Below are 21,497 nucleotides of genomic sequence, written 5' to 3'. Positions count from 1 at the left end.
ACTTAGGGGCTTTTTCTTTGGCGAAACAGTTTAGATTTCTAAATCCAAATCCGTTACCGCGCCTTTGCTAGCGCTACTTGCAAGACTTGCATACTTTGCTAGCAGACCACGTGTATAGCGTGGCTTAGGTTGTTTCCAGGCTGCACGACGCTTCGCAATTTCTGCCTCATCCACATTCAGTTGAATCAGTAACTTGTGCGCATCGATTGTGACTGAGTCACCTTCATTGATAAGGGCGATTGTGCCGCCGACATACGCTTCAGGCGCTACGTGGCCAACTACCATGCCCCATGTGCCGCCTGAGAAGCGACCATCGGTAATGAGGCCAACTGACTCACCTAAACCTTGGCCAACGAGGGCAGATGTAGGGGCAAGCATTTCACGCATACCAGGGCCACCTTTAGGACCTTCATAGCGAATGACTACGATGTCACCATCTTTAATCTTTTGCGCCATGATGGCTGCCATCGCGTCATCTTCAGAGTCAAAGACACGTGCTGGACCAGTAATGGATGGGTTTTTCAAGCCAGTAATCTTTGCGACGCAACCCTCTGGAGAGATATTGCCTTTGAGGATAGCCAAGTGACCTTGCTTGTACAAAGGATTGTCTAAAGTACGAATCACTTTCTGATCGGCGCGTGGCACTGATGGAACATCTTTCAGTACTTCAGCAATTGTCTTGCCAGTGATGGTCATGCAATCACCGTGGAGTAATCCACCATCGAGCAAAATCTTCATCACTTGTGGAATACCACCGGCCTGATGTAAATCAGTTGCCAGATAAGTGCCGGATGGTTTCATATCCACGATCACCGGAACGCGCTTGCGAATACGTTCGAAGTCGTCAATAGTCCAATCGATTTCAGCGGCGCTCGTAATGGCCAAGAAATGCAATACTGCATTGGTAGAGCCACCAACAGCCATAATGACGCTTACAGCGTTTTCAATAGACTTCTTAGTGATGATGTCGCGTGGACGCAGGTTGTTTTTAACCGCTTCAACCAAGACACGCGCTGACTCAGCTGCGCTTGCTACCTTCTCGGCATCCACGTTAGCCATTGTGGAGGAGTAGGGCAAGCTCATACCCAAAGCTTCAAAGGAAGAGCTCATGGTGTTCGCTGTATACATACCGCCACATGATCCGCTGCCTGGACAAGCGTGCTGCTCAACGCCTTTTAAATCTTCTTCGCTTAAGCGACCAGAAGTAAATTCACCAACTGCTTCAAATGCAGAAACAATATTCAGTTCCTTACCTTTGTAGTGGCCTGGCTTAATGGTGCCGCCATAAACATAAATACCAGGAACGTTCGTGCGAGCTAAAGCCATCATGCCGCCTGGCATATTTTTATCGCAACCACCAATTACAACTACACCGTCTTGCCAAAGACCATTGACGCACACTTCAATACTGTCAGCAATCACTTCGCGTGAGACGAGGGAGTATTTCATACCCTCAGTGCCCATACCAATACCATCAGAAACTGTTGGCGTACCAAATACTTGTGCTTTTGCGCCTGCTGCTTCAAGAGCCTCAACCGCAGCATCAGCTAATTTTTGCAAGCCACTATTACAAGGAGTAATCGTGGAGTGACCATTCGCAACGCCAACCATTGGCTTTACGAAATCCTTTTCTTCGTAACCCATTGCGTAATACATCGAACGGTTAGGTGCGCGAGCGACCCCTTCGGTGACCATGCGCGAGCGTTCATTTAGGCGTTTCATGCTTATTACTCCAGAAAAGGTTTGTGTCGAAAGGCTCTATTGTGCCGTGAGATGGGTTTGAGGTTCCCATAGAGGTAGTGGAGGACCAAAATGTTGCAATGCAATACAAAATACCAATGAAATCATTGATTTAGGTCTAAATATTAGCTAGATAGCTAATAGCTTCCTGAAAAGCACTGCAGTACATTAGCTCATCTATTACTTTTTCCTTTGAATTCAATGACTAAAGTCGGCCACATATACCTAATTGATGACGATGAATCGATGCGCATTTCTCTCTCAAGGATGCTGCGGGAGCTGGGCTATCTGGTTGAAGACTATGCCTCTGCAACCCTGTTCTTAGAGAAGTCTGTTCCGGTCTCTCCAGCAGTCATTCTCTTGGATATGCAAATGCCAGATATGACAGGTTTGGATCTACAGGAAAAGCTCCTCATATTCGGCCGTAAGACGCCCATTATCTTTGTGAGCGGACAAAGCCACCCCCATCAGATTGTTCAGGGGCTGAAGAAGGGTGCGGTCGATTTCTTGTTTAAGCCATTTAACTTAGAAGAGCTCTTAAAAGCAGTTGCAGATGCAATTGACTTCGATAGTCGCCAGCTCAAGCGCGTTTCATTGGATGTTGAAGCCAAGAAGGATTATGAAAGCCTTACCCCCAGAGAGCGTGAAGTCTGTGGATGGCTCGTTAAAGGCCTTTTAAACAAGGATATTGCCGTAAAACTAGGAACAACCGATGCCACGATTAAGGTTCATAAGGCTCGAGTGATGGACAAAATGCACGCGGATTCTGTACAGGTTTTGGTGAAGAAGTATCTTGAATCCAACCTTGAAAACCACCCTTTAAATAATTAGCTTTGTGGCTAATTACCCTTGCACCATTTTGGTATTACTATCGTTCTTATTACTTCCATATGAGATGGCTGCTGCGTAGTGAATAAATCAGACAAACTTCCAGAGATTCGTAAAGAAGCATTTACTAAGGCTAGAGAAAGTCTTGGTTTAAGTTCGAAAGATTTATCTGGAATGGCTTGTCTATCTGTTCGTCAAATTGAGCAGATCGAGAATGGAGAAAGTAGCAGCTTCTACGGCGCCCAAGTTAAATTCACAGCAGCAAAAAAAGTTGCAGGTTTGTTAAAGCTGACCCCGGAAGATGCATTTGATTTTTCTGGTGTAGCGCAACCTGTTAAACCAACTGAAGTAGAAGACAAATTGCAGGAGGAGACAAAAGCCTCTGCAGCAGAGAAAAAAGCAAAGCCTGAAAAAATAAAAGAAAAAAATCAGGCAAAAGAAACACCGGAAGAAAAAACAGCAGAAAAAGAAGCTACACCAGCAGTCAAAGTTGTGGAGCCTAAAGCTGAAAAGGGCGATGCTAAAAAAATCACGCCAAGTGTTATTGACTACAGTGTGAAGTCAAAAGCATCTGTTGATCCCAAAAAGAAAATCATTCTGTTATTGGCAATTGCTGCCGCAGTGATTTTTTCAGTGGTGAACTTACGTCCGCTATTCTTCCCTGAGCCAGTCAAAGAAGAAGTAGTCATCATTCAAGAAGTTGCGCCAGAGACTCCGCCGGCAAGCGCGCCTGCTGAGCCTGCGCCAGCCGCCCAGCCCACAACCGCAGTTCCTGCTCCGGCTGCTCAGCCTGTAGTGGCAACCGTTTCAGCTGAGTGCCCACCTGCCGATGCTTCTGCTCTCAATTACAAACCAGACGCACCTAAAAAAGCGGGTGATATGGTGTATTTGCAATCCAAGACTGCACAAACGGTTTGTGTGGTGGATGCTACCGGTAAAACTCAAAACAAAATACTTGAGCCTGGTGTTGGAGCCAGCGTGTATGGCAAGCCACCGTTCAAGGTCTTAACTGGTGGATTAAATCAAGTGGATTTGTATTTCCAAGGTGCGAAGGTACGTATTGGAAATACCAGTAGCAAGACCATTATTTTGGAGCCTGCTGAAATTGTTCAGTCTGTAGCTCCATCTACCACTACAGACTCTCAATTCCGTTAATCCAAATAAAAACAGCGGCTAATGAAGCCGCTGGTTTGGATAATGCATTTAGTCGAGCGTTAAACAGCTGCGTTATCGGTCTCGCCAGTGCGAATACGAATCACTTGCTCAACTGCAGTAACGAAAATCTTCCCGTCACCAATCTTGCCAGTACGGGCAGCTTTAGTAATGGCTTCGATAGCAGCATCTACGCGGTCATCGGCAACTACAGCTTCTACTTTTACCTTAGGCAAAAAGTCGACTACATATTCAGCGCCACGATAGAGTTCGGTATGGCCTTTTTGGCGGCCAAAACCTTTAACTTCAGTCACTGTAAGGCCTGTAACGCCTACTTCAGCCAAGGATTCACGGACTTCGTCGAGCTTGAACGGCTTAATGATGGATGTAATTAATTTCATTTATTCCCCCTAATGCAGTAATCATACCTAGAACTTCAATAGCTTGCCAAAAATGGCTATTTTCTGGGTGTCTAGGCTCTAAATTGTGATGTGATTGGGTAGCGCCAATCCCGACCAAAGGCACGGGTCGTTACACGGACCCCTGGGGGCGCCTGACGGCGCTTGTATTCATTAAGCTTAATGAGGCGGGTAACCTTTTCTACGCTCTCCGCATCAAAGCCTGCAGCAATAATCTGGGCGATCGATTGGTTTTGTTCCATGTAACGCTCAACAATGCCATCCAATACTTCATAGGAAGGCAGGCTATCTTGATCTTTTTGGTCGGGGCGCAATTCGGCTGAAGGGGCGCGAGTCAAAATACGTTCCGGAATGATTGGCTTAATACTATTGCGATAGGCACATAAGCGATACACCAAAGTCTTGGCAATATCTTTAATGACTGCAAAGCCACCGGCCATATCTCCGTAGAGAGTGCAGTAGCCAACCGCCATTTCACTTTTGTTACCGGTAGTTAAAACGAGTCGACCCGTTTTATTGGATAGAGCCATGAGCAGGGTGCCGCGCACACGTGCCTGAATGTTCTCTTCGGTAGCATCTACTTTCATGCCTTTAAATTGTTCGGCTAGAGAAGCTTCTAAAGCATCGACTGGTCCACTAATCGGAATCTCATCGTATTGCACGCCTAGGTTCTGTGCCATCTCGCGAGCATCGATCCAAGAGATGTCGGCGGTATAGCGTGAAGCCATCATGACTGTACGCACCTTGTCGGCACCTAAAGCGTCTACAGCAATTGCTAGAACCAATGCTGAGTCTACGCCGCCAGATAGTCCAATAATCACGCCAGGGAAGCGATTTTTGGTGACATAGTCACGAACACCCAAGACCAGTGCTTGGTAGGCCTGCGCCTCAACAGACTGGGGCGGGGTAATTAAGCCTTTTTCTAATTCACCGGATGTGGAGGCTGCAACAATGCCTAAGCCAGTTTCAAACTGGGGCATCGCCATTACAACTTTGCCTTGGCTATTTAAAGCAAATGAGCCACCATCAAAAACCAATTCATCTTGTCCGCCAACGGCATTTACATAGACCAGCGGCATTTTGGTTTGGGCGATATGGCCACGCAACACATCAATACGTAGTGCTTCTTTTTTCAGATGATAGGGAGATGCATTTGGTACAAGTAATACTTGTGCACCAGCAGCATGCGCCTGTTTAGCTGGACCAGCATGCCAGGCATCTTCACACAGAATCAATCCGTAACGAATACCTTCGCATTCAAATACACAAGCTTGATTGCCGGGCACGAAGTAGCGCACCTCATCAAATACTTCATGGTTAGGTAATTCTTGTTTTGCATAGCCTGCAATGACTTTGCCGTTTTGTAAAACGGATGCATAGTTTTGCAAACCTGCGGATGTCTTTTTGGGGTGTCCCACAATAACGGTCAGACCAGAGTGCTGAGCGAGCTCTTTCATTAAGAGTTCAAGCTGCTCTTGTGCCGCTTCAATAAAAGCAGGGCGGAGTAATAGGTCTTCTGGGGGGTAGCCGGTGAGCGAAAGCTCGGGGGTTACTACGAGTTTGGCGCCTTGGGAATAGGCGTCTAGAGCGGCCTTGTGAATCAGCTGCGCGTTGCCAGCCAAATCACCCAGTAATGGGTTGATCTGGGCTAAAGCAATTTTCTGTGCGCTCACTCCGATTCACAAAGCCTATCAATAATTTAAAAAATTACTTGTTCTCTTTGTTGTAGCGGTCGATGCCTTCCAAGATTTCTTGGTGAGCTTCTGCAATACCACCCCAACCCTTCACTTTTACCCACTTACCTGGCTCGAGATCTTTGTAGTGCTCGAAGAAGTGTTGAATCTGGTTTAAGCGTAATGGGTTGATGTCTTCTGGTTTCTGCCAGTGAGTGTATATAGGCAAAATTTTGTCTTCTGGAACAGCCAGCAACTTAGCGTCTTGACCGCCTTCATCTTCCATTTGTAAAACGCCAATTGCGCGGCAGCTAACAACCACACCTGGGATCAATGGAAACGGAGTAATCACGAGAACGTCAACAGGGTCGCCATCACCAGCGATGGTTTTATTGATGTAGCCATAGTTACATGGATAGTGCATTGCAGTACCCATAAAACGGTCAACGAAAATTGCGCCACTCTCTTTGTCTACTTCATACTTGATTGGATCCGCATTCATTGGGATTTCAATAATGACGTTGAAGCTTTCAGGGATCTTTTTACCTGGCTTGACTTTGTCGAGACTCATAAATACTCCGAATAATGATTAGTAAATACCCTGATCCTATAGAGGGAGCGCAGGGGTGATTCTGTTACATACTGGTACTGCTTAAAGACCATAGTTTAAAGCTTTCGGGAACCAGGTCTACCTAAGTGCAGGTTATGCAAATCAATAAAGATTAACAAATGATTAACTTTAGGGAGTTCAAGCATGAGTAATGTCACTTTAGGCTTGTATTTTGCCTTGGCGTGCGGTGTCCTAGCTGTAATTTACGGATTTGTGATGCGCGGCTGGATCTTGAAGCAAAGTACGGGCAACGCTAAGATGCAAGAAATTGCGGAGGCGATTCAGCAGGGTGCGGCGGCCTATTTATCGCGCCAATATAAGACGATCGCCATAGTTGGGGTAATCCTGACCATTTTGATGGCACTCTTCCTCGATTTTGCGACTGCCATTGGTTTTGTGATTGGCGCCGTTCTTTCTGGTGCTTGCGGCTTTATCGGCATGAACGTCTCGGTACGAGCAAACGTTCGCACTGCAGAAGCGGCTACCAAAGGAATGAACGAAGCACTCAATGTGGCATTTAAGGGCGGCGCTATTACCGGCATGTTGGTAGTAGGTCTTGGCCTCTTGGGTGTCGGCTTGTTCTTTATGTTCCTCGTATCGATTGGTGCAGGACAGGACCTCTCTTCAGTATTGCATCCACTGATTGGTTTGGCATTCGGCTCTTCACTGATTTCGATCTTCGCTCGTTTGGGCGGTGGCATCTTCACTAAAGGTGCTGACGTTGGTGCTGACTTAGTAGGAAAAGTGGAAGCGGGTATTCCAGAGGATGATCCACGTAATCCTGCTGTGATTGCTGACAACGTTGGCGATAACGTAGGTGACTGCGCAGGTATGGCAGCGGACTTATTTGAAACTTATGCGGTGACCTTGATTGCAACCATGGTGTTGGGTTCACTCATGGTTGCTGGCGCACCAGTAGCTGCGATTATTTATCCATTAGTGCTCGGTGGCGTTTCCATCATCGCCTCCATCATTGGCTGCTCATTTGTAAAAGCAACTCCCGGTATGAGAAACGTCATGCCTGCTTTGTATAAAGGCTTGGTCATCGCTGGCGGTTTATCACTGATTGCTTTCTACTTTGTAACCAACTTCATCATGCCGGACGATGCCTTGGGTATCCCAGGTAGCCAATGGCGCTTATTTGGTTCAACGGTAGTAGGCTTGTTGCTGACAGCAGGTTTGGTGTGGATTACCGAGTACTACACCGGTACCCAGTTCAAACCAGTGCAACACATTGCTGAAGCATCCACTAAAGGTCACGGCACTAACATAATTGCTGGTTTAGGCATTTCGATGAAGTCAACTGCTTATCCAGTGCTATTTGTGTGTGCCGCAATTTTTGCAGCTTATTGGTTGGCTGGTTTGTACGGTATTGCAATTGCAGCAACTGCCATGTTGTCGATGGCTGGTATTGTGGTTGCACTGGATGCTTACGGTCCAATTACGGATAACGCCGGTGGCATTGCAGAGATGGCAGGTTTGCCACAATCGGTGCGCGACATTACCGATCCATTGGATGCGGTTGGTAACACCACTAAAGCGGTTACTAAAGGTTATGCGATTGGATCTGCTGGTTTAGCATCACTCGTGCTGTTTGCTGACTACACCCATGCCTTAGAGGGTATTGGTCAGCAAGTATCATTTGACCTATCCAACCACATGGTGATCATTGGGCTCTTTATCGGCGGCATGATTCCTTACTTGTTTGGTGCGATGGCAATGGAAGCGGTTGGTCGTTGCGCTGGTGCAGTGGTCGAGGAAGTGCGTCGTCAGTTCCGAGACATCCCTGGAATCATGGAAGGTACTGCTAAGCCAGAGTACGGCAAAGCAGTGGATATGCTCACCTCAGCAGCGATTAAAGAGATGATCATTCCTTCGCTCTTGCCAGTGGTTGCCCCAATCGTAGTTGGTCTCTTACTGGGACCTGCTGCATTGGGTGGCTTGCTCATGGGTACGATCGTGACTGGCTTGTTTGTGGCAATCTCGATGTGTACCGGTGGCGGTGCTTGGGATAACGCCAAGAAATACATCGAAGAAGGTAACTTCGGTGGCAAAGGTTCTGAAGCCCATAAAGCGGCAGTAACCGGTGACACTGTAGGTGACCCATACAAAGATACTGCGGGTCCTGCTGTTAATCCGTTGATTAAGATCATCAATATCGTGGCACTACTCATCGTGCCATTGTTGCCAGTGGTCTCACGTTAAGTAATCAAGCTGTAACAAACAAAAACGCCTAGCAATGCTAGGCGTTTTTTTATTGCGACTCTGAAAACTTATTCCAATGTTTCTAAATAACGCTGCGCATCTAATGCAGCCATACAGCCTGTACCGGCACTAGTAATCGCTTGACGGTAGATGTGGTCTTGTACGTCGCCAGCTGCAAACACGCCAGGGATGTTGGTTGCAGTGGCATTGCCTTCAAGTCCTGAGTGGGTCTTGAGGTAGCCATTGTTCATATCGAGCTGACCAACAAAGAGTTCAGTGTTTGGCTTATGGCCAATGGCGATAAAGGCACCAGTCACAGCGATGTCTTCGGTGCTGCCATCTTGTTTCTTGATGCGTACACCAGTAACACCTTTTTCATCGCCAAGCACTTCATCGAGGGTGGCGTTCAATTTCAACTCCACTTTGCCTTCAGCAACTTTCGCCATTAAGCGATCGTTCAAGATTGGCTCAGCACGGAATTTATCGCGACGATGAATGACGGTTACTTTTTTGGCAATACCTGTGAGATAGAGCGCTTCTTCAACAGCAGTATTACCACCACCCACTACGCAAACATCTTGATTGCGGTAGAAGAAACCATCACAAGTTGCGCAACCGGAAACACCTCGACCCATGAATGCTTCTTCACTTGGTAAGCCGATATATTGTGCAGAAGCACCAGTACAAATAATTAAGGCATCACAGGTGTAAGTTCCAGAATCGCCAACCAAACGAATAGGTTTCTCTTTGAGGGCTGCTGTATGGATGTGATCAAAAATGATTTCTGTATTGAAGCGCTCAGCATGCTTTAAAAAGCGATCCATGAGCTCAGGACCTTGAACGCCGTCCGCATCGGCAGGCCAGTTTTCCACGTCAGTCGTGGTCATTAATTGACCGCCTTGAGCCAGCCCAGTAATGAGGGTGGGGTTCAAATTGGCTCGGGCTGCGTAGACAGCAGCTGTGTAGCCAGCAGGGCCTGATCCAAGGATGAGAACTTTAGAGTGTTTTGGGGTATTTGTAGTCATATTCAAATTATAGATTTGCTTGATTACAATCGGTAGAACATGGCAAGAACCACATATCCGAAGTCCAAGACTCCATTGAGTCCCGAGCCCCCTAATACTGGCGGGCAGGGCAGGATGCCCCGCCTTTTATTGGAGGCCCGCTGGTTCATCTCCCTAGGCCTTTGCTTGGGCTTATTTGCCATTTTGCTGACCTATTCCAAGGCTGATCCAGCCTGGTCCCACGCCAGTTTTGAGGATCCTAAGAACCTAGGCGGTCGTTTTGGGGCTTATTTAGCCGATTTAATGCTCTATGTCTTTGGTATTTCTGCCTTTTGGTGGGTGGCTTTATTTGGGCGCCGCGTCCTTAATGGCTGGCGTGAGCTTTGGAGCATCCCTTTGCCACCGGATCCAGAGGCTAAGCCAGATTCCTTGTTAATGCGCTGGTTGGGCTTTGGCCTGACTTTAGCCTGCAGCATGGGCCTTGAGTCTATTCGGATGCATTCGCTGTCCTGGCAGCTTCCTAGGCCACCTGGGGGCATTTTGGGCGAGCTGATCGGTGACCCATTGCAAATGTCCCTTGGATTTACCGGTGCTACTTTGGTTTTGTTATTCGGCCTATGTGCTGGTCTCTCACTGTTTCTGCATTTCTCCTGGTTAGACGTCGCTGAAAAAGTAGGGCGTTTCTTAGAGGTATCTTTCCACCGTATTCGTGAACGTCGCGATAGCGAAGAAGATCGCAAGTTGGGTGAGGCTGCTGCAGAGGAGCGCGAAGAGTTTGTAGAAGAATTCCGTGGTCGTGTTGAAGTTGCTGCACCAGTGCAAATTGTGCGTGCACCTGTTGAGATTCCAAAGAGCGCTCGCGTAGAGCGTGAGAAACAACAGCCATTGTTTGTGGATATTCCAGACTCTGAGTTGCCACCACTCGCATTGCTTGATCCAGTCCCCGAAGCAAAAGAAACGATCTCTGCTGAAGTGTTGGAATTTACTTCTCGTTTGATCGAGCGCAAGTTAGCTGAATTTAATGTTCAAGTAACCGTCATCGCTGCGTACCCAGGTCCAGTGGTAACGCGCTACGAGATTGATCCAGCAGTAGGCGTGAAGGGCAGTCAGATCGTCAATCTCTCACGTGACTTGGCTCGCTCATTGGGCGTAGTCAGTATGCGTGTGGTGGAAACGATTCCTGGTAAGACTTGCATGGCTTTGGAGTTGCCAAATCCAACACGTCAATCTGTTTACCTGTCAGAGATTCTGACTTCACAGGTATACAACGACAACCACTCATTGCTAACCCTAGCTTTAGGTAAAGACATTTCTGGTAGCCCAATGGTGGCTGACTTAGCGAAGATGCCGCACTGCTTGGTTGCAGGTACTACCGGTGCCGGTAAGTCTGTTGGTATCAACGCCATGATCTTGTCGCTGCTCTTTAAGGCTAAGCCTGATGAAGTGCGTTTGATCATGATCGATCCGAAGATGCTGGAAATGGCAATCTACGACAAGATCCCGCATTTGTTATGCCCAGTAGTAACAGACATGAAGCAGGCGTATAACGCGCTCAATTGGGCCGTGAATGAGATGGAGCGTCGCTACAAACTCATGAGTAAGTTTGGCGTACGTAACTTGGCTGGCTTTAATAAAAAGATTTTAGAAGCAGAAGAAAAAGGTGAGAAGCTCACCAATCCATTTAGCTTGACACCGGATGATCCAGAGCCAATTTATAAAGCACCAGTCATCGTCATTGTGATCGATGAGTTGGCTGACTTGATGATGGTCTCCGGCAAGAAAATTGAAGAGTTGATTGCACGTATTGCACAAAAGGCACGTGCTGCTGGCATCCATTTGGTTTTAGCAACACAACGTCCAAGCGTCGATGTGATTACTGGCTTGATTAAAGCCAACGTACCTACCCGTATTTCATTCCAGGTGAGTTCGAAGATCGACAGTCGTACGATTTTGGATCAGCAGGGCGCGGAAGCATTGCTTGGTATGGGTGACATGCTCTACATGGCACCAGGCACCGGCTTACCAGTACGCGTACACGGCGCCTTTGTATCCGATGATGAAGTGCATCGCGTAGTCGAGTGGCTCAAAGAGAAGGGTGAAGCCAACTACATTGATGGCGTTCTCGAAGGCGCTGATGAATCTAATATTGATGCATTGACCGGTGAGAGTGGTGGTGAAGCCGACCCACTCTACGATCAAGCTGTTGCTATCGTTCTCGAAAATAAACGTCCATCCATCTCATTAGTGCAGCGTCATCTGCGCATTGGTTACAACCGTGCCGCACGCCTCCTTGAGGATATGGAAAAAGCAGGTCTCGTATCCAAGATGGGTAACGGTGGCAATCGCGAGATTTTGCATCGTCCTTCAGAGTAAGAATCCATGTCAAGATTTCTCATTTCAGCAATTCTTGGAATTGCAAGCATTCTGTTTGCAGGTGCAGCGCTCTCACAATCTGAGAGTGGTGCTGAGCAATTACGTCAATTTGTGCGTAACTCCAAAACTGCCGAAGGTGATTTTGTACAGCAACAGTTGCGCGCACCTAAGGCCAATGAGCCTCAAGACAAGGGCTTGAAAGTTCTACGCCAAACGCAAGGACATTTTGTATTTCAGCGTCCAGGCCGATTTATTTGGGAAACGCAAAAACCTTACGAGCAAAAATTGATTGCTGATGGCAAGCAGTTGATCCTGTGGGACAAGGATTTAAATCAGGCCACTTTTCGTCCAGCAGGGCAGGCTTTAGCATCTACGCCGGCAGCCATTCTGTTTGGTGAAGCATCTCTTGAGCAGCATTTTGACTTGATTGAGGGTGAAGAGCGCTTGGGCATGAAGTGGGTTTCTCTAACGCCTAAAAAGGACCCCAACGCAAAGAATAAAAACGATCTTCCTTATACGAAGATCTCTATTGGCATGGCCAATAACTTGCCTAGGGCTCTTGAATTAACTGACGGGCTTGGAAGCGTGGTTTTGGTAACCCTGGATAAGATCCAATTGAACATCAATTTGCCTGCTAATCGCTTCACTTTTATTCCGCCAGCAGGCGCTGAAGTCTTGCGCTTAAACTAGAGCCACAATATTCACTAAGTACTAAAACAGAACAAACCAAACCAGAGCAACATATGATTGATCCGCAATTACTCCGTAAAGATATCGCCGCAGTTGCTGCACGTTTAGCTGCTCGTAAGTTCCAGTTGGATGTTGATAAATTCAATGCCCTAGAATCAGAGCGCAAATCTTTACAAACCCGTACCGAAGAATTGCAAGCTAAGCGCAATCAATTGTCTAAAGCGATTGGTATGAAAAAAGGTAAGGGTGAGGACGCTTCTGCTGAGATGGCTGAAGTTGCACAAGTAAACACCGACATGGAATCTGGTTCTGCCCGCTTAGTAGTGCTTCAGGCAGAAATTGCTGATTTCTTAATGGGTATTCCGAATCTGCCAGATGAGTCTGTGCCAACAGGTAAAGACGAAACAGAAAACAAAGAAGTAAAGCGTTGGGGTGAGCAACCCATTTTTGATTTTGAGATTAAAGATCACGTAGACCTTGGCGGTCCATTAGGTCTCGACTTTGAAGTGGCAGCCAAGATTAGTGGTTCACGCTTTGTAGTGCTCAAAGGACCAATCGCCAGATTACACCGTGCCTTAGCGCAGTTCATGATCGATACGCATGCTACAAAGCATGAGTATCAAGAAGTCTACGCACCTTATATGGTGAACGCTGCATCTATGCGCGGCACAGGCCAGTTGCCCAAATTTGAAGAAGACTTATTCAAGGTTCCCCGCCAAATGGGCGGTGAAGATGAGGGTGGAGAAGCGAAAACAGAAAACTTCTATCTCATTCCAACTGCAGAAGTGCCTGTAACAAATTTAGTTCGTGACGAGATCGTTAACGCTGATAACTTGCCAATGAAGTTTGTAGCGCATACACCATGCTTCCGCTCAGAAGCGGGTAGCTATGGTCGTGATGTGCGCGGTATGATTCGTCAGCATCAGTTTGACAAAGTAGAGTTGGTGCAAATTACTAAGCCAGAGGATTCAATGCAGGCTTTGGAAGATCTCACAGGTCATGCAGAAAGAATCTTGGAGCTTCTTGAGCTGCCTTATAGAAAAGTATTGCTCTGCACGGGTGATATGGGCTTTGGTAGCACTAAGACATATGACTTAGAAGTTTGGGTGCCTTCGCAAAATGCGTACAGAGAAATTAGCTCATGCTCCAGCATGGGCGACTTCCAAGCACGACGCATGCATGCCAGATTTAAGTCTGGCCAAGGTAAGCCAGAGTTGGTTCATACTTTAAATGGCTCAGGCTTAGCAGTAGGTAGGGCATTGGTGGCTCTGTTAGAGAACAAGCAACAGGTAGACGGTAGCATTGCGATTCCGAAAGCGCTGCAACCATACTTGGGTGGCTTAGAAGTACTCAAGCCTATTTAAAGTTTGAGCAAATGAATAAGCTCTCATTATTTCTAACCCTCATTTGCTCGGCATTGATTTCTCCAGTTGTTTTGGCGACTGAAAAAACCTATCGATGCGAGGTTTTGAGTGATGCCTACATTAAAAGCAATGGAGAGCTGGATATCGTGAAAGATAGCCCCAGAATTGGCCAAGAATTTGCAGTGGTCAAGAAAACTGGGGAAGTGGTTGGAGATGTGATGGATTCTTTAGGGAAACCAAAAGTCATCGCATCTGGAAGCAACGGTAATGCTTACAAAGTCATCTGGACGCAAAAGTCTGCAGGTAAGAATGGTGCCTTTGTGGACTATCTCAGCATCGAAGGGTTTGCAAAAGACGGTAAGAAGCCTTTTGGATTCTTTTCTGGTGCACTCCTTATGACAGGCGTTTGCGACCAATAGCTTGAAGGGCAGGCAAGATCAACGTTCAAGTTTTATCCTAGACACACCGGAGAGGTGGCAGAGTGGTCGAATGTACCTGACTCGAAATCAGGCGTAGGGTCAAATCTACCGAGGGTTCGAATCCCTCCCTCTCCGCCAGTATCGACCTGAGAGCCCCTATTTACGGGGCTCTAACTTTTTGGCGACTCTCTACCCACCAGCCTACCCACCAGCAAAACATTGCTTGGGATTGGGTTTAGTTGGACTCTCGTGTTCTTTCTCGGATAAATCCCTGAACCTGATCAATAGTCCAGAAAGAGGATCTCCCAATTTTGATGGGTTTCGGAAACTCACCTTTTTGAACCATTAGCCAAAACTTGGATTTAGAAATTGGCATTACTTCCAGAATCTGTGGAATTCTCAATAAGGTCACCTCTGAATTTGAATTACTCATGACGACCTCCTTGACGGGCGCGCTTCATATTTTTCCGATAAACCTGCAAAGCCATTTTTGCTGAACTCATCTTCGTGTAACCGTATGAACGGTACAAACTGTAAAGTCGAATCGCTACCATTAAATTGTTCTCCATCTTGTCATGTTATGTATGAATATGTATGCTACTGAAGAGCAATGTAGTCAATGAAATTTTGATGGTCAATCAAAAGTCAATACCCATCTTCCGAGCACAAATTATTTTTGGCCTACAAAAAAATATTTATTCATATAAGTGATACAAGTCAATCCAGTAAAGGGCTACAGCCTTGTCAGTAATTTCTGATGGCATCAGGAGAGTGGTGGACATACATAGATCAATAAACACTTCAAAAGAATTAATAATGCATATCGAATTTCTTAAAGAAGGATTACAGCGAATTAGTAGATAAATAAATTCAAAATAAATTCAGAAAAAACAGGTTTGACGATACGCTTTCCGATTGTTAGATTCATCTCTTGCATTAATTAATTTACGCAAGAAAAAAAACGCTACGGAGACTGTTTTAAATGAATTACTACGAGCATCACATTGGAGATTATGCAGAAGCAACAGCACATCTCACCTTTATCGAGGACGCTACCTATAGTCGCCTGATCAGAAAGTACTACGCTACAGAGAAGCCACTTCCTGCAGATGTGAAGATCGTCCAGAGATTAATAAATGCTAGGTCTAAAGAGGAAAAAAATGCAGTGGTCTCAGTTCTCAATGAATTTTTTACTCTAACGGATGATGGTTGGAGGCAAGAGCGCTGCGACCATGAAATAGCAAGGTTCAAGGATCGCCAAATCAAAGCCAGACGGAGCGCGGAAGGTCGTTGGCAGTCATCATCAGTAGAACAAATACTGTCTGACAGTACGACCATTTCCGTATGCGATCGCAATGCGAACGCATTGCCAACGCAATGCTCACCAAACACCAGACACCAAACACCAAACACCAATCTCCATACACCAGACAAACAAAACAATGGGGCAGAAAAGAAAAATGAGGAAACGAGCAATCTAAGCCCAGCTCAAATAGTTCAACTTTTTGCAAAGGAGGGTATCAATATCCCCCTTGATGATGAACGCATCAACGAGATGCTTAGGTTGGATATTTCTGAAAAGGAAGTGGCTGATGCCATCTTGCAGGCCAAAGATACCAGGAGACGCGCTTCAAGCTCAACACCGATTAATGTGGGATTTGTGATGGCCATTCTCAAAGGCATGCGAAGAAAGAGTCAATCCAATGATCCAGGTGAAGATATCTGGTGGAAAAGTAATGAGGGGATAGACCTCAAAGGAAGGGAGTTGGGCATGCGAGCCCAGGGCTCAGAAAGCTATGACGCCTTCAAAACCAGAATCTTCGTAGAACTACGCAAGCGTCAGGAGGCAGTTAATGCAGGCTAAGCAATCAAGCCAAGCCATGGTGGGCGTCATTCATCGACCCGATATGGAAGACTTTCCTATAGGTTCAATTGTGAAGACTCCCAGTGGACGCATAGGTACAGTGGTTAAGCATCGAGGCGCTCAAAGCCGATTTGATCTATTTCAAAGAATCATCATTGAGTTTGAAGACCCCATCGGTGATTCAGTTGCATTGCAGCCCCATCTTCTGACAATGATCAAGTTGCCATGATTGAAAACAATCAAAAGAAATCAAAAGGTGGAGCTAGACCTGGGGCGGGGCGAAAGACTGGCAGCCTAACAAAGCGCACTCGTCAGATAGCGGAAGCAGTTGCAACTCAAGGAATTACTCCATTAGAAGTAATGATGAAGGTAATGCATCAGCTATATGAGCATGCTGGCAATGTTCGTGAAGAGGATCTCGGTGAAAAAGAGTCAGCAAGTGAAGCTCGAATTAAACTGCTAAACATGGCCGCCACTGTTGGAAGGTATGCGGCGCCTTATGTGCATCCACGCCTATCTGCAATTGAGCACACGGGCAAAGATGGTTCCCCACTGCAAAGCGGCGTGTTAGTTGTACCAAGTGCCATGACTGTTGAGGATTGGGAGCGAGCAGCTCAGCCAAAACACTAACGCTTTATAAACCCAATGAAAACCATCTGGGCACCATTACCTGGAAGCCAGACCTTGTTTCTGACTTGCCCTGTCTATGAGGTATTGCTTGAGGGCACCAGAGGCGGGGGTAAGACTGATACCTTACTGATGAGCTATGCCCAGCATGTAGGCAGAGGCTTTGGCGATCATTGGCGCGGAACACTTTTTCGCCTGACTTATCCCCAGTTGGCTGACGTAGTAGCCAAGAGTAAGCGCTGGTTCTATCAAATCTTCCCGGGTGCCAAGTTCAATGAATCTGACTATGTATGGAAATGGCCTACAGGAGAGATGCTGTACTTTCGGTATGGCGCTAACGAGGACGACTACTGGAATTATCACGGCCATGAGTACCCATGGCTTGGATTTGAAGAGTTAACTAACTGGCGGAACCTATCTTTCTACGAAGCCATGCATTCAACCTGCAGGTCATCACACCCTGGAATGCCAAGGATGGTGAGGGCAACATGCAATCCATTTGGAGTAGGGCATGCATCAGTTAAGGAGCGATTTCAGATTGGAGCAATACCAGCCGGGAGAATCATCAAGCAAGATGGTTCTCTACCAAGAGTTCGAATTCATTCGACGATTTATGAGAACACCCACCTTCTCAAAAATGACCCCAACTACCTCATGAGTCTAGAGTCACTAAGTGATCCAAACAGACGTAGAGCCTGGTTAGAGGGTGATTGGGATATCCACGTGGGAAGTTTCTTGGAAGGGGTATGGCAGCCCTCTAAACACGTTGTAGAGCCATTTGCTATTCCACCAACTTGGAAGGTTTGGCGATCAATGGATTGGGGATACGCCAGGCCATATGCCGTCTACTGGTTTGCTTTATCCAATGATGGAATCTATTACTTATGGAGAGAGCTCTATGGATATGGTGATAAAGAAAACACTGGTACTAGAGAAGATGCAACGGTAGTAGCCGAGAAGATCAAAAAGATTGAAATTCATGATCAACGCCTCGGATACGAATATCGGATGAACCTAGCTGACCCATCCATCTTTTCAAAGATCGGAGCAGAGCGATCCATTGGTCAGATCTTTAGAGACAAAGGCGTCAAATGGACAGAGGCATATAACGCCCCTAGAAGCAGAGTAAATGGCGCCCAAGAAATTATTCGCCTATTGGCCGAAGGAAGGCTGAAAGTATTTAACACCTGTAAGCATTGGCTTAGAACCATTCCACAGCTACCGCCAGATTCATTGAACCCCGAAGACGTAGATACCGATGCTGAGGACCATGCCTGGGATGCTACGAGGTATGGTGTGATGAGGGCTAGAAGGGCGTCTGAAGTTACAACTTAGAGTGGATTCCGTAGTCCGCTTTCGGCCAATAAGAGACCCTAGAAAGCAGTTATAAACCTCCTCCGCCAAGTCAAAAAAAAGACCGCACAAGGCGGTCTTGAAAGGGAGCTACAAGTTGTTACTGAATGACCATCAAAGTAAATGGATATACATATGCTTGAAGTGTCACAAAAATACCCACTAAGCAAGCAAGTGCTACTGAGTGGAAGAAGACATAACGCAAGATATCGCCTTCATGATTAAACCAACGGGTTGCTGTTGAGGCGACAACAATAGATTGTGCATCAATCATTTTGCCCATTACACCTCCAGAACTATTAGCGGCACCCATTAGATTGGGGCTTATGCCAATTTGCTCAGCGGCAACTTTTTGCATGCCACCAAATAGAACGTTAGATGCTGTATCAGAGCCTGTAAGAGCTACACCCATCCATCCCATTAAAGTGCCAAAGAATGGATAGAACATACCTGTAGCAGCAAATGCTAAACCTAGAGTGGTATCAAGGCCGGAGTAGCGCGTCAATGTACCAAGACCTAGCATCAACACGATAGTGATTAATGAGTAACGAACGAGCCAGAATGTTCTGAAATAGCTTGTTACTAGGGTAATAGGGTTGTACTTCATAAACAAGCCGCCTAGGATTGCTGAAAATAGAATCCCAGTTCCGGTGGCAGATAGTAGGTTTAATACATAGACTGCAGACTCTTTGGTTGGCTTAGAGACTACAGGGGCAATCTTCTCAACCATCAAATGCAAGCCTTCGATTGGGAATTTAGGTGCAAAGATACTGTTTAAGTAATTCTTAACATCTGGCAAGCCCCAAATAAAGACGAACACAGTCAAAATACACCAAGGCATCCAAGCTCGTATTACATCTGCACGTGGGTGAACGGTTGGGACAGTTGGGGCAATGGATGCGCCTCCATCACTTTCATGCCCCTTGAGGGATGTAGATCTCCAAATCTCTTTTGGTTTCCAAACTTTTAGGAACATGACCAAAGATGCCATTGAAACAATAGCAGCGATAACGTCTACTAATTCTGGCCCGATGTAATTGGATACCAAGAATTGAGCGATTGCGAATGTTGCGCCAGTTACCAGAATAGCCGGCCAAATTTGCATCATACCTTTTCTGCCGGCGAAAGCCCAAATCAACCAGAAGGGAACGATCAGAGAGAAAAGTGGAAGTTGACGCCCAACCATCGCTGAGATTTCCATTAAATCGTAGTCATGCACTTTCGCTAAAGTAATAATTGGGGTACCGAGCGCACCAAAGGCTACCGGTGCAGTATTGGCAATTAAAGAAAGACCAGATGCGGCAAGAGGTGAGAAGCCTAGGCCAATCAAAATAGCAGCTGTTACCGCTACTGGCGTACCAAAACCTGCAGCACCCTCAAAGAAGGCGCCAAAAGCGAAGGCAATCAAAAGTAATTGCAGGCGTCGATCTTCAGTAATACCAGCGATTGAGTCCTGCAGAATTTTGAATGAACCATTCTGCTCGGTAAGTTGGTGAAGGTAGATGATGTTCAATACAATCCAGCCAATTGGGAGTAAGCCTGTTAGACCCCCCATGAGAGCGGCTTTACCTGCCATCTCTCCAGGCATTCCGTATACAAAGACTGCAACGATAATTGCGCTTAATAAGCCTGCTCCTGCAGCTATATGTGCTTTTAAATGTAAAAATCCTAATCCAACCAACATGACGACAACAGGGATAGCCGCAAGAAGGGTGGAGAGGACCATATTCCCAATTGGGTCATAAATTTGTTGCCAAACCATGATGATCTCCTTAAATAATTTTTTAAAGTAAAACTAGATGTGAATCCTATTCCTCAGAATTGCATTCAGGCTCTAGGGCTAATACCTAAAAACTCATCAAACTTTTCACCTGGTTGGTGAATTGTTTTAACTGACCTTTGTGTTGATACTTTTGATATCAATTGATCAACGATCTCGATCCAATGCAGCACTGGAGTGTCTTCTTGCTGAAGATGGGTGATGCAACCAATGTTTCCAGAAACAATCACTTGAGCGCCGGACTCTTCACAAGCAGCATTGAGATGGGTGAGTTTGTTGTGGCGCAGCTGCTCTGATAACTCTGGTTGAGTAACAGAGTAAGTTCCTGCTGAGCCACAGCAAAGATGGCTATCGGCACACAGGCGCACACCAATACCAATGCTAGACAAAAGACTTTCAACCTTGCCCCGAATTTGTTGGCCATGTTGCAGGGTGCATGGCGGGTGATATACCACGCCAGGTTTGGGGTCTGCTCCGATTAGGGTGATGAGCTCTTCTTGAAGTGCTGGCAAGATTTCCGAAATATCTTTGGTGAGTTCAGAGATTGTCTTTGCCTTGACTGCGTATTGCGGATCATTGGCAAATAGATGTCCATAGTCTTTGACCATTACTCCACAACCAGAGGCTGTCATCACAATGGCTTCTACACCTTGCTCGACTTGTGGCCACCAAGCATCGATATTCTGTTTGGCGTTATCTAGGCCCCCAGCTTGATCGTTTAGGTGATAACGCAATGCGCCACAACAAGTGGCATTCGGTGCGCTAATCAATTCAATCTTGAGTGCATCTAAAACACGCGCCGTTGCTGAGTTGATGTTTGGTAACATGCCTGGCTGTACACAACCCTCGAGCAAGAGCATCTTGCGAGTGTGACTTGCTTGTGGTCTGGCATAGGGGTCGGTGTTGCTTGATAGCGCTTTATTTTTTGCTTCCGGAATTTTGCGTTGGATACCAGCTGGCATGAGTGGGCGAACTAGGCGACCAATTGCCATTGCTGAATTAAATAGCTTAGGGCTAGTTAAACCTTCTTTCAGAGCCCAGCGAGTTAGGCGCTGACCAAGGGGGCGCTCAGGGGTGTTTTCTTCTGCCCACTTGCGACCAATATCTACTAAGTTGCCATATTGCACGCCGCTTGGACAAGTGCTTTCGCAATTGCGGCAAGTCAGGCAGCGGTCTAAATGCATGCGCGTTTTTTCAGTAGGTGCTTGCCCTTCGGCCATTTGCTTGATGAGGTAGATGCGACCACGTGGGCCATCGAGCTCATCACCCAAAATTTGATAGGTAGGGCAAGTAGCAGTGCAGAAGCCACAATGCACGCATTTACCAAGAATTCTGGCTGCCTCAATACCTTCAGGGGTATTGGCGAATTGGGGGGCGAGTTGAGTTTGCATATAAA

20 protein-coding genes and 1 tRNA gene are annotated in these 21,497 nt (G+C 46.5%); 12 read left to right on the top strand and 9 right to left on the bottom strand.

Features of this window, described 5'->3' with window-relative positions:
* Positions 1–30: 30 nt before the first annotated feature.
* On the bottom strand, positions 31–1,722 hold the full coding sequence (gene ilvD, locus ICN23_RS00975) for a dihydroxy-acid dehydratase (protein WP_216230519.1): 1,692 nt from the start codon (positions 1,720–1,722) through the stop codon (positions 31–33).
* A 219-nt stretch (positions 1,723–1,941) separates the two neighbouring features.
* Between ilvD and ICN23_RS00970 the strand changes: the two genes are divergently transcribed.
* The gene (locus tag ICN23_RS00970) at positions 1,942–2,571 is read left to right on the top strand and encodes a response regulator transcription factor (RefSeq protein WP_216230518.1); all 630 of its coding nucleotides are present in this window, start codon (positions 1,942–1,944) and stop codon (positions 2,569–2,571) included.
* A 78-nt stretch (positions 2,572–2,649) separates the two neighbouring features.
* Positions 2,650–3,723, top strand: a complete 1,074-nt coding sequence (locus ICN23_RS00965) for a hypothetical protein (RefSeq protein WP_216230517.1) — start codon at positions 2,650–2,652, stop codon at positions 3,721–3,723.
* Positions 3,724–3,782: 59 nt separating this feature from the next.
* Here the strand turns inward: ICN23_RS00965 and glnK are convergent, their stop codons facing one another.
* The 3 genes from glnK to ppa form a co-directional block, all read right to left on the bottom strand.
* The gene (gene glnK, locus ICN23_RS00960) at positions 3,783–4,121 is read right to left on the bottom strand and encodes a P-II family nitrogen regulator (protein WP_215359446.1); all 339 of its coding nucleotides are present in this window, start codon (positions 4,119–4,121) and stop codon (positions 3,783–3,785) included.
* A gap of 71 nt (positions 4,122–4,192) precedes the next feature.
* Positions 4,193–5,812, bottom strand: coding sequence for an NAD+ synthase (locus tag ICN23_RS00955; protein ID WP_216230516.1), 1,620 nt, complete (start codon positions 5,810–5,812; stop codon positions 4,193–4,195).
* Between the two features lie 34 nt (positions 5,813–5,846).
* The gene (gene ppa / locus ICN23_RS00950) at positions 5,847–6,383 is read right to left on the bottom strand and encodes an inorganic diphosphatase (RefSeq protein WP_216193676.1); all 537 of its coding nucleotides are present in this window, start codon (positions 6,381–6,383) and stop codon (positions 5,847–5,849) included.
* A 183-nt stretch (positions 6,384–6,566) separates the two neighbouring features.
* Between ppa and ICN23_RS00945 the strand changes: the two genes are divergently transcribed.
* Complete coding sequence (locus ICN23_RS00945) at positions 6,567–8,627, top strand: sodium-translocating pyrophosphatase (protein WP_216230515.1); 2,061 nt, start codon at positions 6,567–6,569, stop codon at positions 8,625–8,627.
* Between the two features lie 68 nt (positions 8,628–8,695).
* Here ICN23_RS00945 and trxB read toward each other — a convergent pair whose 3' ends face one another.
* A complete protein-coding gene (gene trxB / locus ICN23_RS00940; protein ID WP_068323588.1) occupies positions 8,696–9,652 on the bottom strand; it encodes a thioredoxin-disulfide reductase in 957 nt (318 codons plus the stop codon).
* Between the two features lie 39 nt (positions 9,653–9,691).
* On the opposite strand from trxB, the gene ICN23_RS00935 reads away from it, so the two are divergent.
* From ICN23_RS00935 to ICN23_RS00915, 5 genes are all read left to right on the top strand, one after another.
* A complete protein-coding gene (locus tag ICN23_RS00935) occupies positions 9,692–12,004 on the top strand; it encodes a DNA translocase FtsK (protein WP_216230514.1) in 2,313 nt (770 codons plus the stop codon).
* Between the two features lie 6 nt (positions 12,005–12,010).
* The gene (locus ICN23_RS00930) at positions 12,011–12,694 is read left to right on the top strand and encodes an outer membrane lipoprotein carrier protein LolA (protein ID WP_216230513.1); all 684 of its coding nucleotides are present in this window, start codon (positions 12,011–12,013) and stop codon (positions 12,692–12,694) included.
* Positions 12,695–12,747: 53 nt separating this feature from the next.
* Positions 12,748–14,058 carry a serine--tRNA ligase gene (serS, locus tag ICN23_RS00925; protein WP_216230512.1) on the top strand — a complete coding sequence of 437 codons (1,311 nt, stop codon included), beginning with the start codon at positions 12,748–12,750 and terminating at the stop codon, positions 14,056–14,058.
* An 11-nt stretch (positions 14,059–14,069) separates the two neighbouring features.
* Entirely contained in the window at positions 14,070–14,477 is a 408-nt protein-coding gene (locus tag ICN23_RS00920; protein ID WP_216230511.1) for a hypothetical protein, read from the top strand.
* A gap of 48 nt (positions 14,478–14,525) precedes the next feature.
* Positions 14,526–14,615: transfer RNA gene (locus ICN23_RS00915), tRNA-Ser, on the top strand.
* Positions 14,616–14,712: 97 nt separating this feature from the next.
* On the opposite strand, the gene ICN23_RS00910 is transcribed toward ICN23_RS00915, so the two are convergent.
* Entirely contained in the window at positions 14,713–14,910 is a 198-nt protein-coding gene (locus ICN23_RS00910; RefSeq protein ID WP_216230510.1) for an AlpA family transcriptional regulator, read from the bottom strand.
* Positions 14,903–15,046 (bottom strand): hypothetical protein, encoded by a 144-nt coding sequence (locus ICN23_RS00905; RefSeq protein WP_215340693.1) that lies wholly within the window; start codon positions 15,044–15,046, stop codon positions 14,903–14,905. Before ICN23_RS00905 ends, ICN23_RS00910 begins: the two co-directional genes overlap by 8 nt.
* A gap of 413 nt (positions 15,047–15,459) precedes the next feature.
* Between ICN23_RS00905 and ICN23_RS00900 the strand changes: the two genes are divergently transcribed.
* From ICN23_RS00900 to ICN23_RS00885, 4 genes are read left to right on the top strand one after another with little or no spacing between them, the layout of a single operon-like run.
* Positions 15,460–16,341 carry a YdaU family protein gene (locus ICN23_RS00900; RefSeq protein WP_216230509.1) on the top strand — a complete coding sequence of 294 codons (882 nt, stop codon included), beginning with the start codon at positions 15,460–15,462 and terminating at the stop codon, positions 16,339–16,341.
* Positions 16,331–16,570, top strand: coding sequence for a hypothetical protein (locus ICN23_RS00895; protein WP_215297073.1), 240 nt, complete (start codon positions 16,331–16,333; stop codon positions 16,568–16,570). The genes ICN23_RS00900 and ICN23_RS00895 overlap by 11 nt, the downstream gene beginning before the upstream one ends.
* Entirely contained in the window at positions 16,567–16,971 is a 405-nt protein-coding gene (locus ICN23_RS00890; RefSeq protein ID WP_216230508.1) for a hypothetical protein, read from the top strand. Before ICN23_RS00895 ends, ICN23_RS00890 begins: the two co-directional genes overlap by 4 nt.
* A 15-nt stretch (positions 16,972–16,986) precedes the next feature.
* Positions 16,987–18,303 (top strand): terminase family protein, encoded by a 1,317-nt coding sequence (locus tag ICN23_RS00885; RefSeq protein ID WP_216230507.1) that lies wholly within the window; start codon positions 16,987–16,989, stop codon positions 18,301–18,303.
* Positions 18,304–18,421: 118 nt separating this feature from the next.
* On the opposite strand, the gene ICN23_RS00880 is transcribed toward ICN23_RS00885, so the two are convergent.
* Positions 18,422–20,083 (bottom strand): L-lactate permease, encoded by a 1,662-nt coding sequence (locus ICN23_RS00880; protein ID WP_216230506.1) that lies wholly within the window; start codon positions 20,081–20,083, stop codon positions 18,422–18,424.
* Positions 20,084–20,148: 65 nt separating this feature from the next.
* Positions 20,149–21,492 (bottom strand): glycolate oxidase subunit GlcF, encoded by a 1,344-nt coding sequence (glcF, locus tag ICN23_RS00875; RefSeq protein ID WP_216230505.1) that lies wholly within the window; start codon positions 21,490–21,492, stop codon positions 20,149–20,151.
* Positions 21,493–21,497: the final 5 nt, after the last annotated feature.

The sequence above is a fragment of the Polynucleobacter sp. MWH-Jannik1A5 genome (genome assembly GCF_018881795.1).
In the GTDB taxonomy this organism is placed as follows: Bacteria; Pseudomonadota; Gammaproteobacteria; order Burkholderiales; family Burkholderiaceae; genus Polynucleobacter.
The sequence above is the reverse complement of the archived record's forward strand: the minus strand, read 5'-3'. Positions and strand labels throughout refer to the sequence as shown.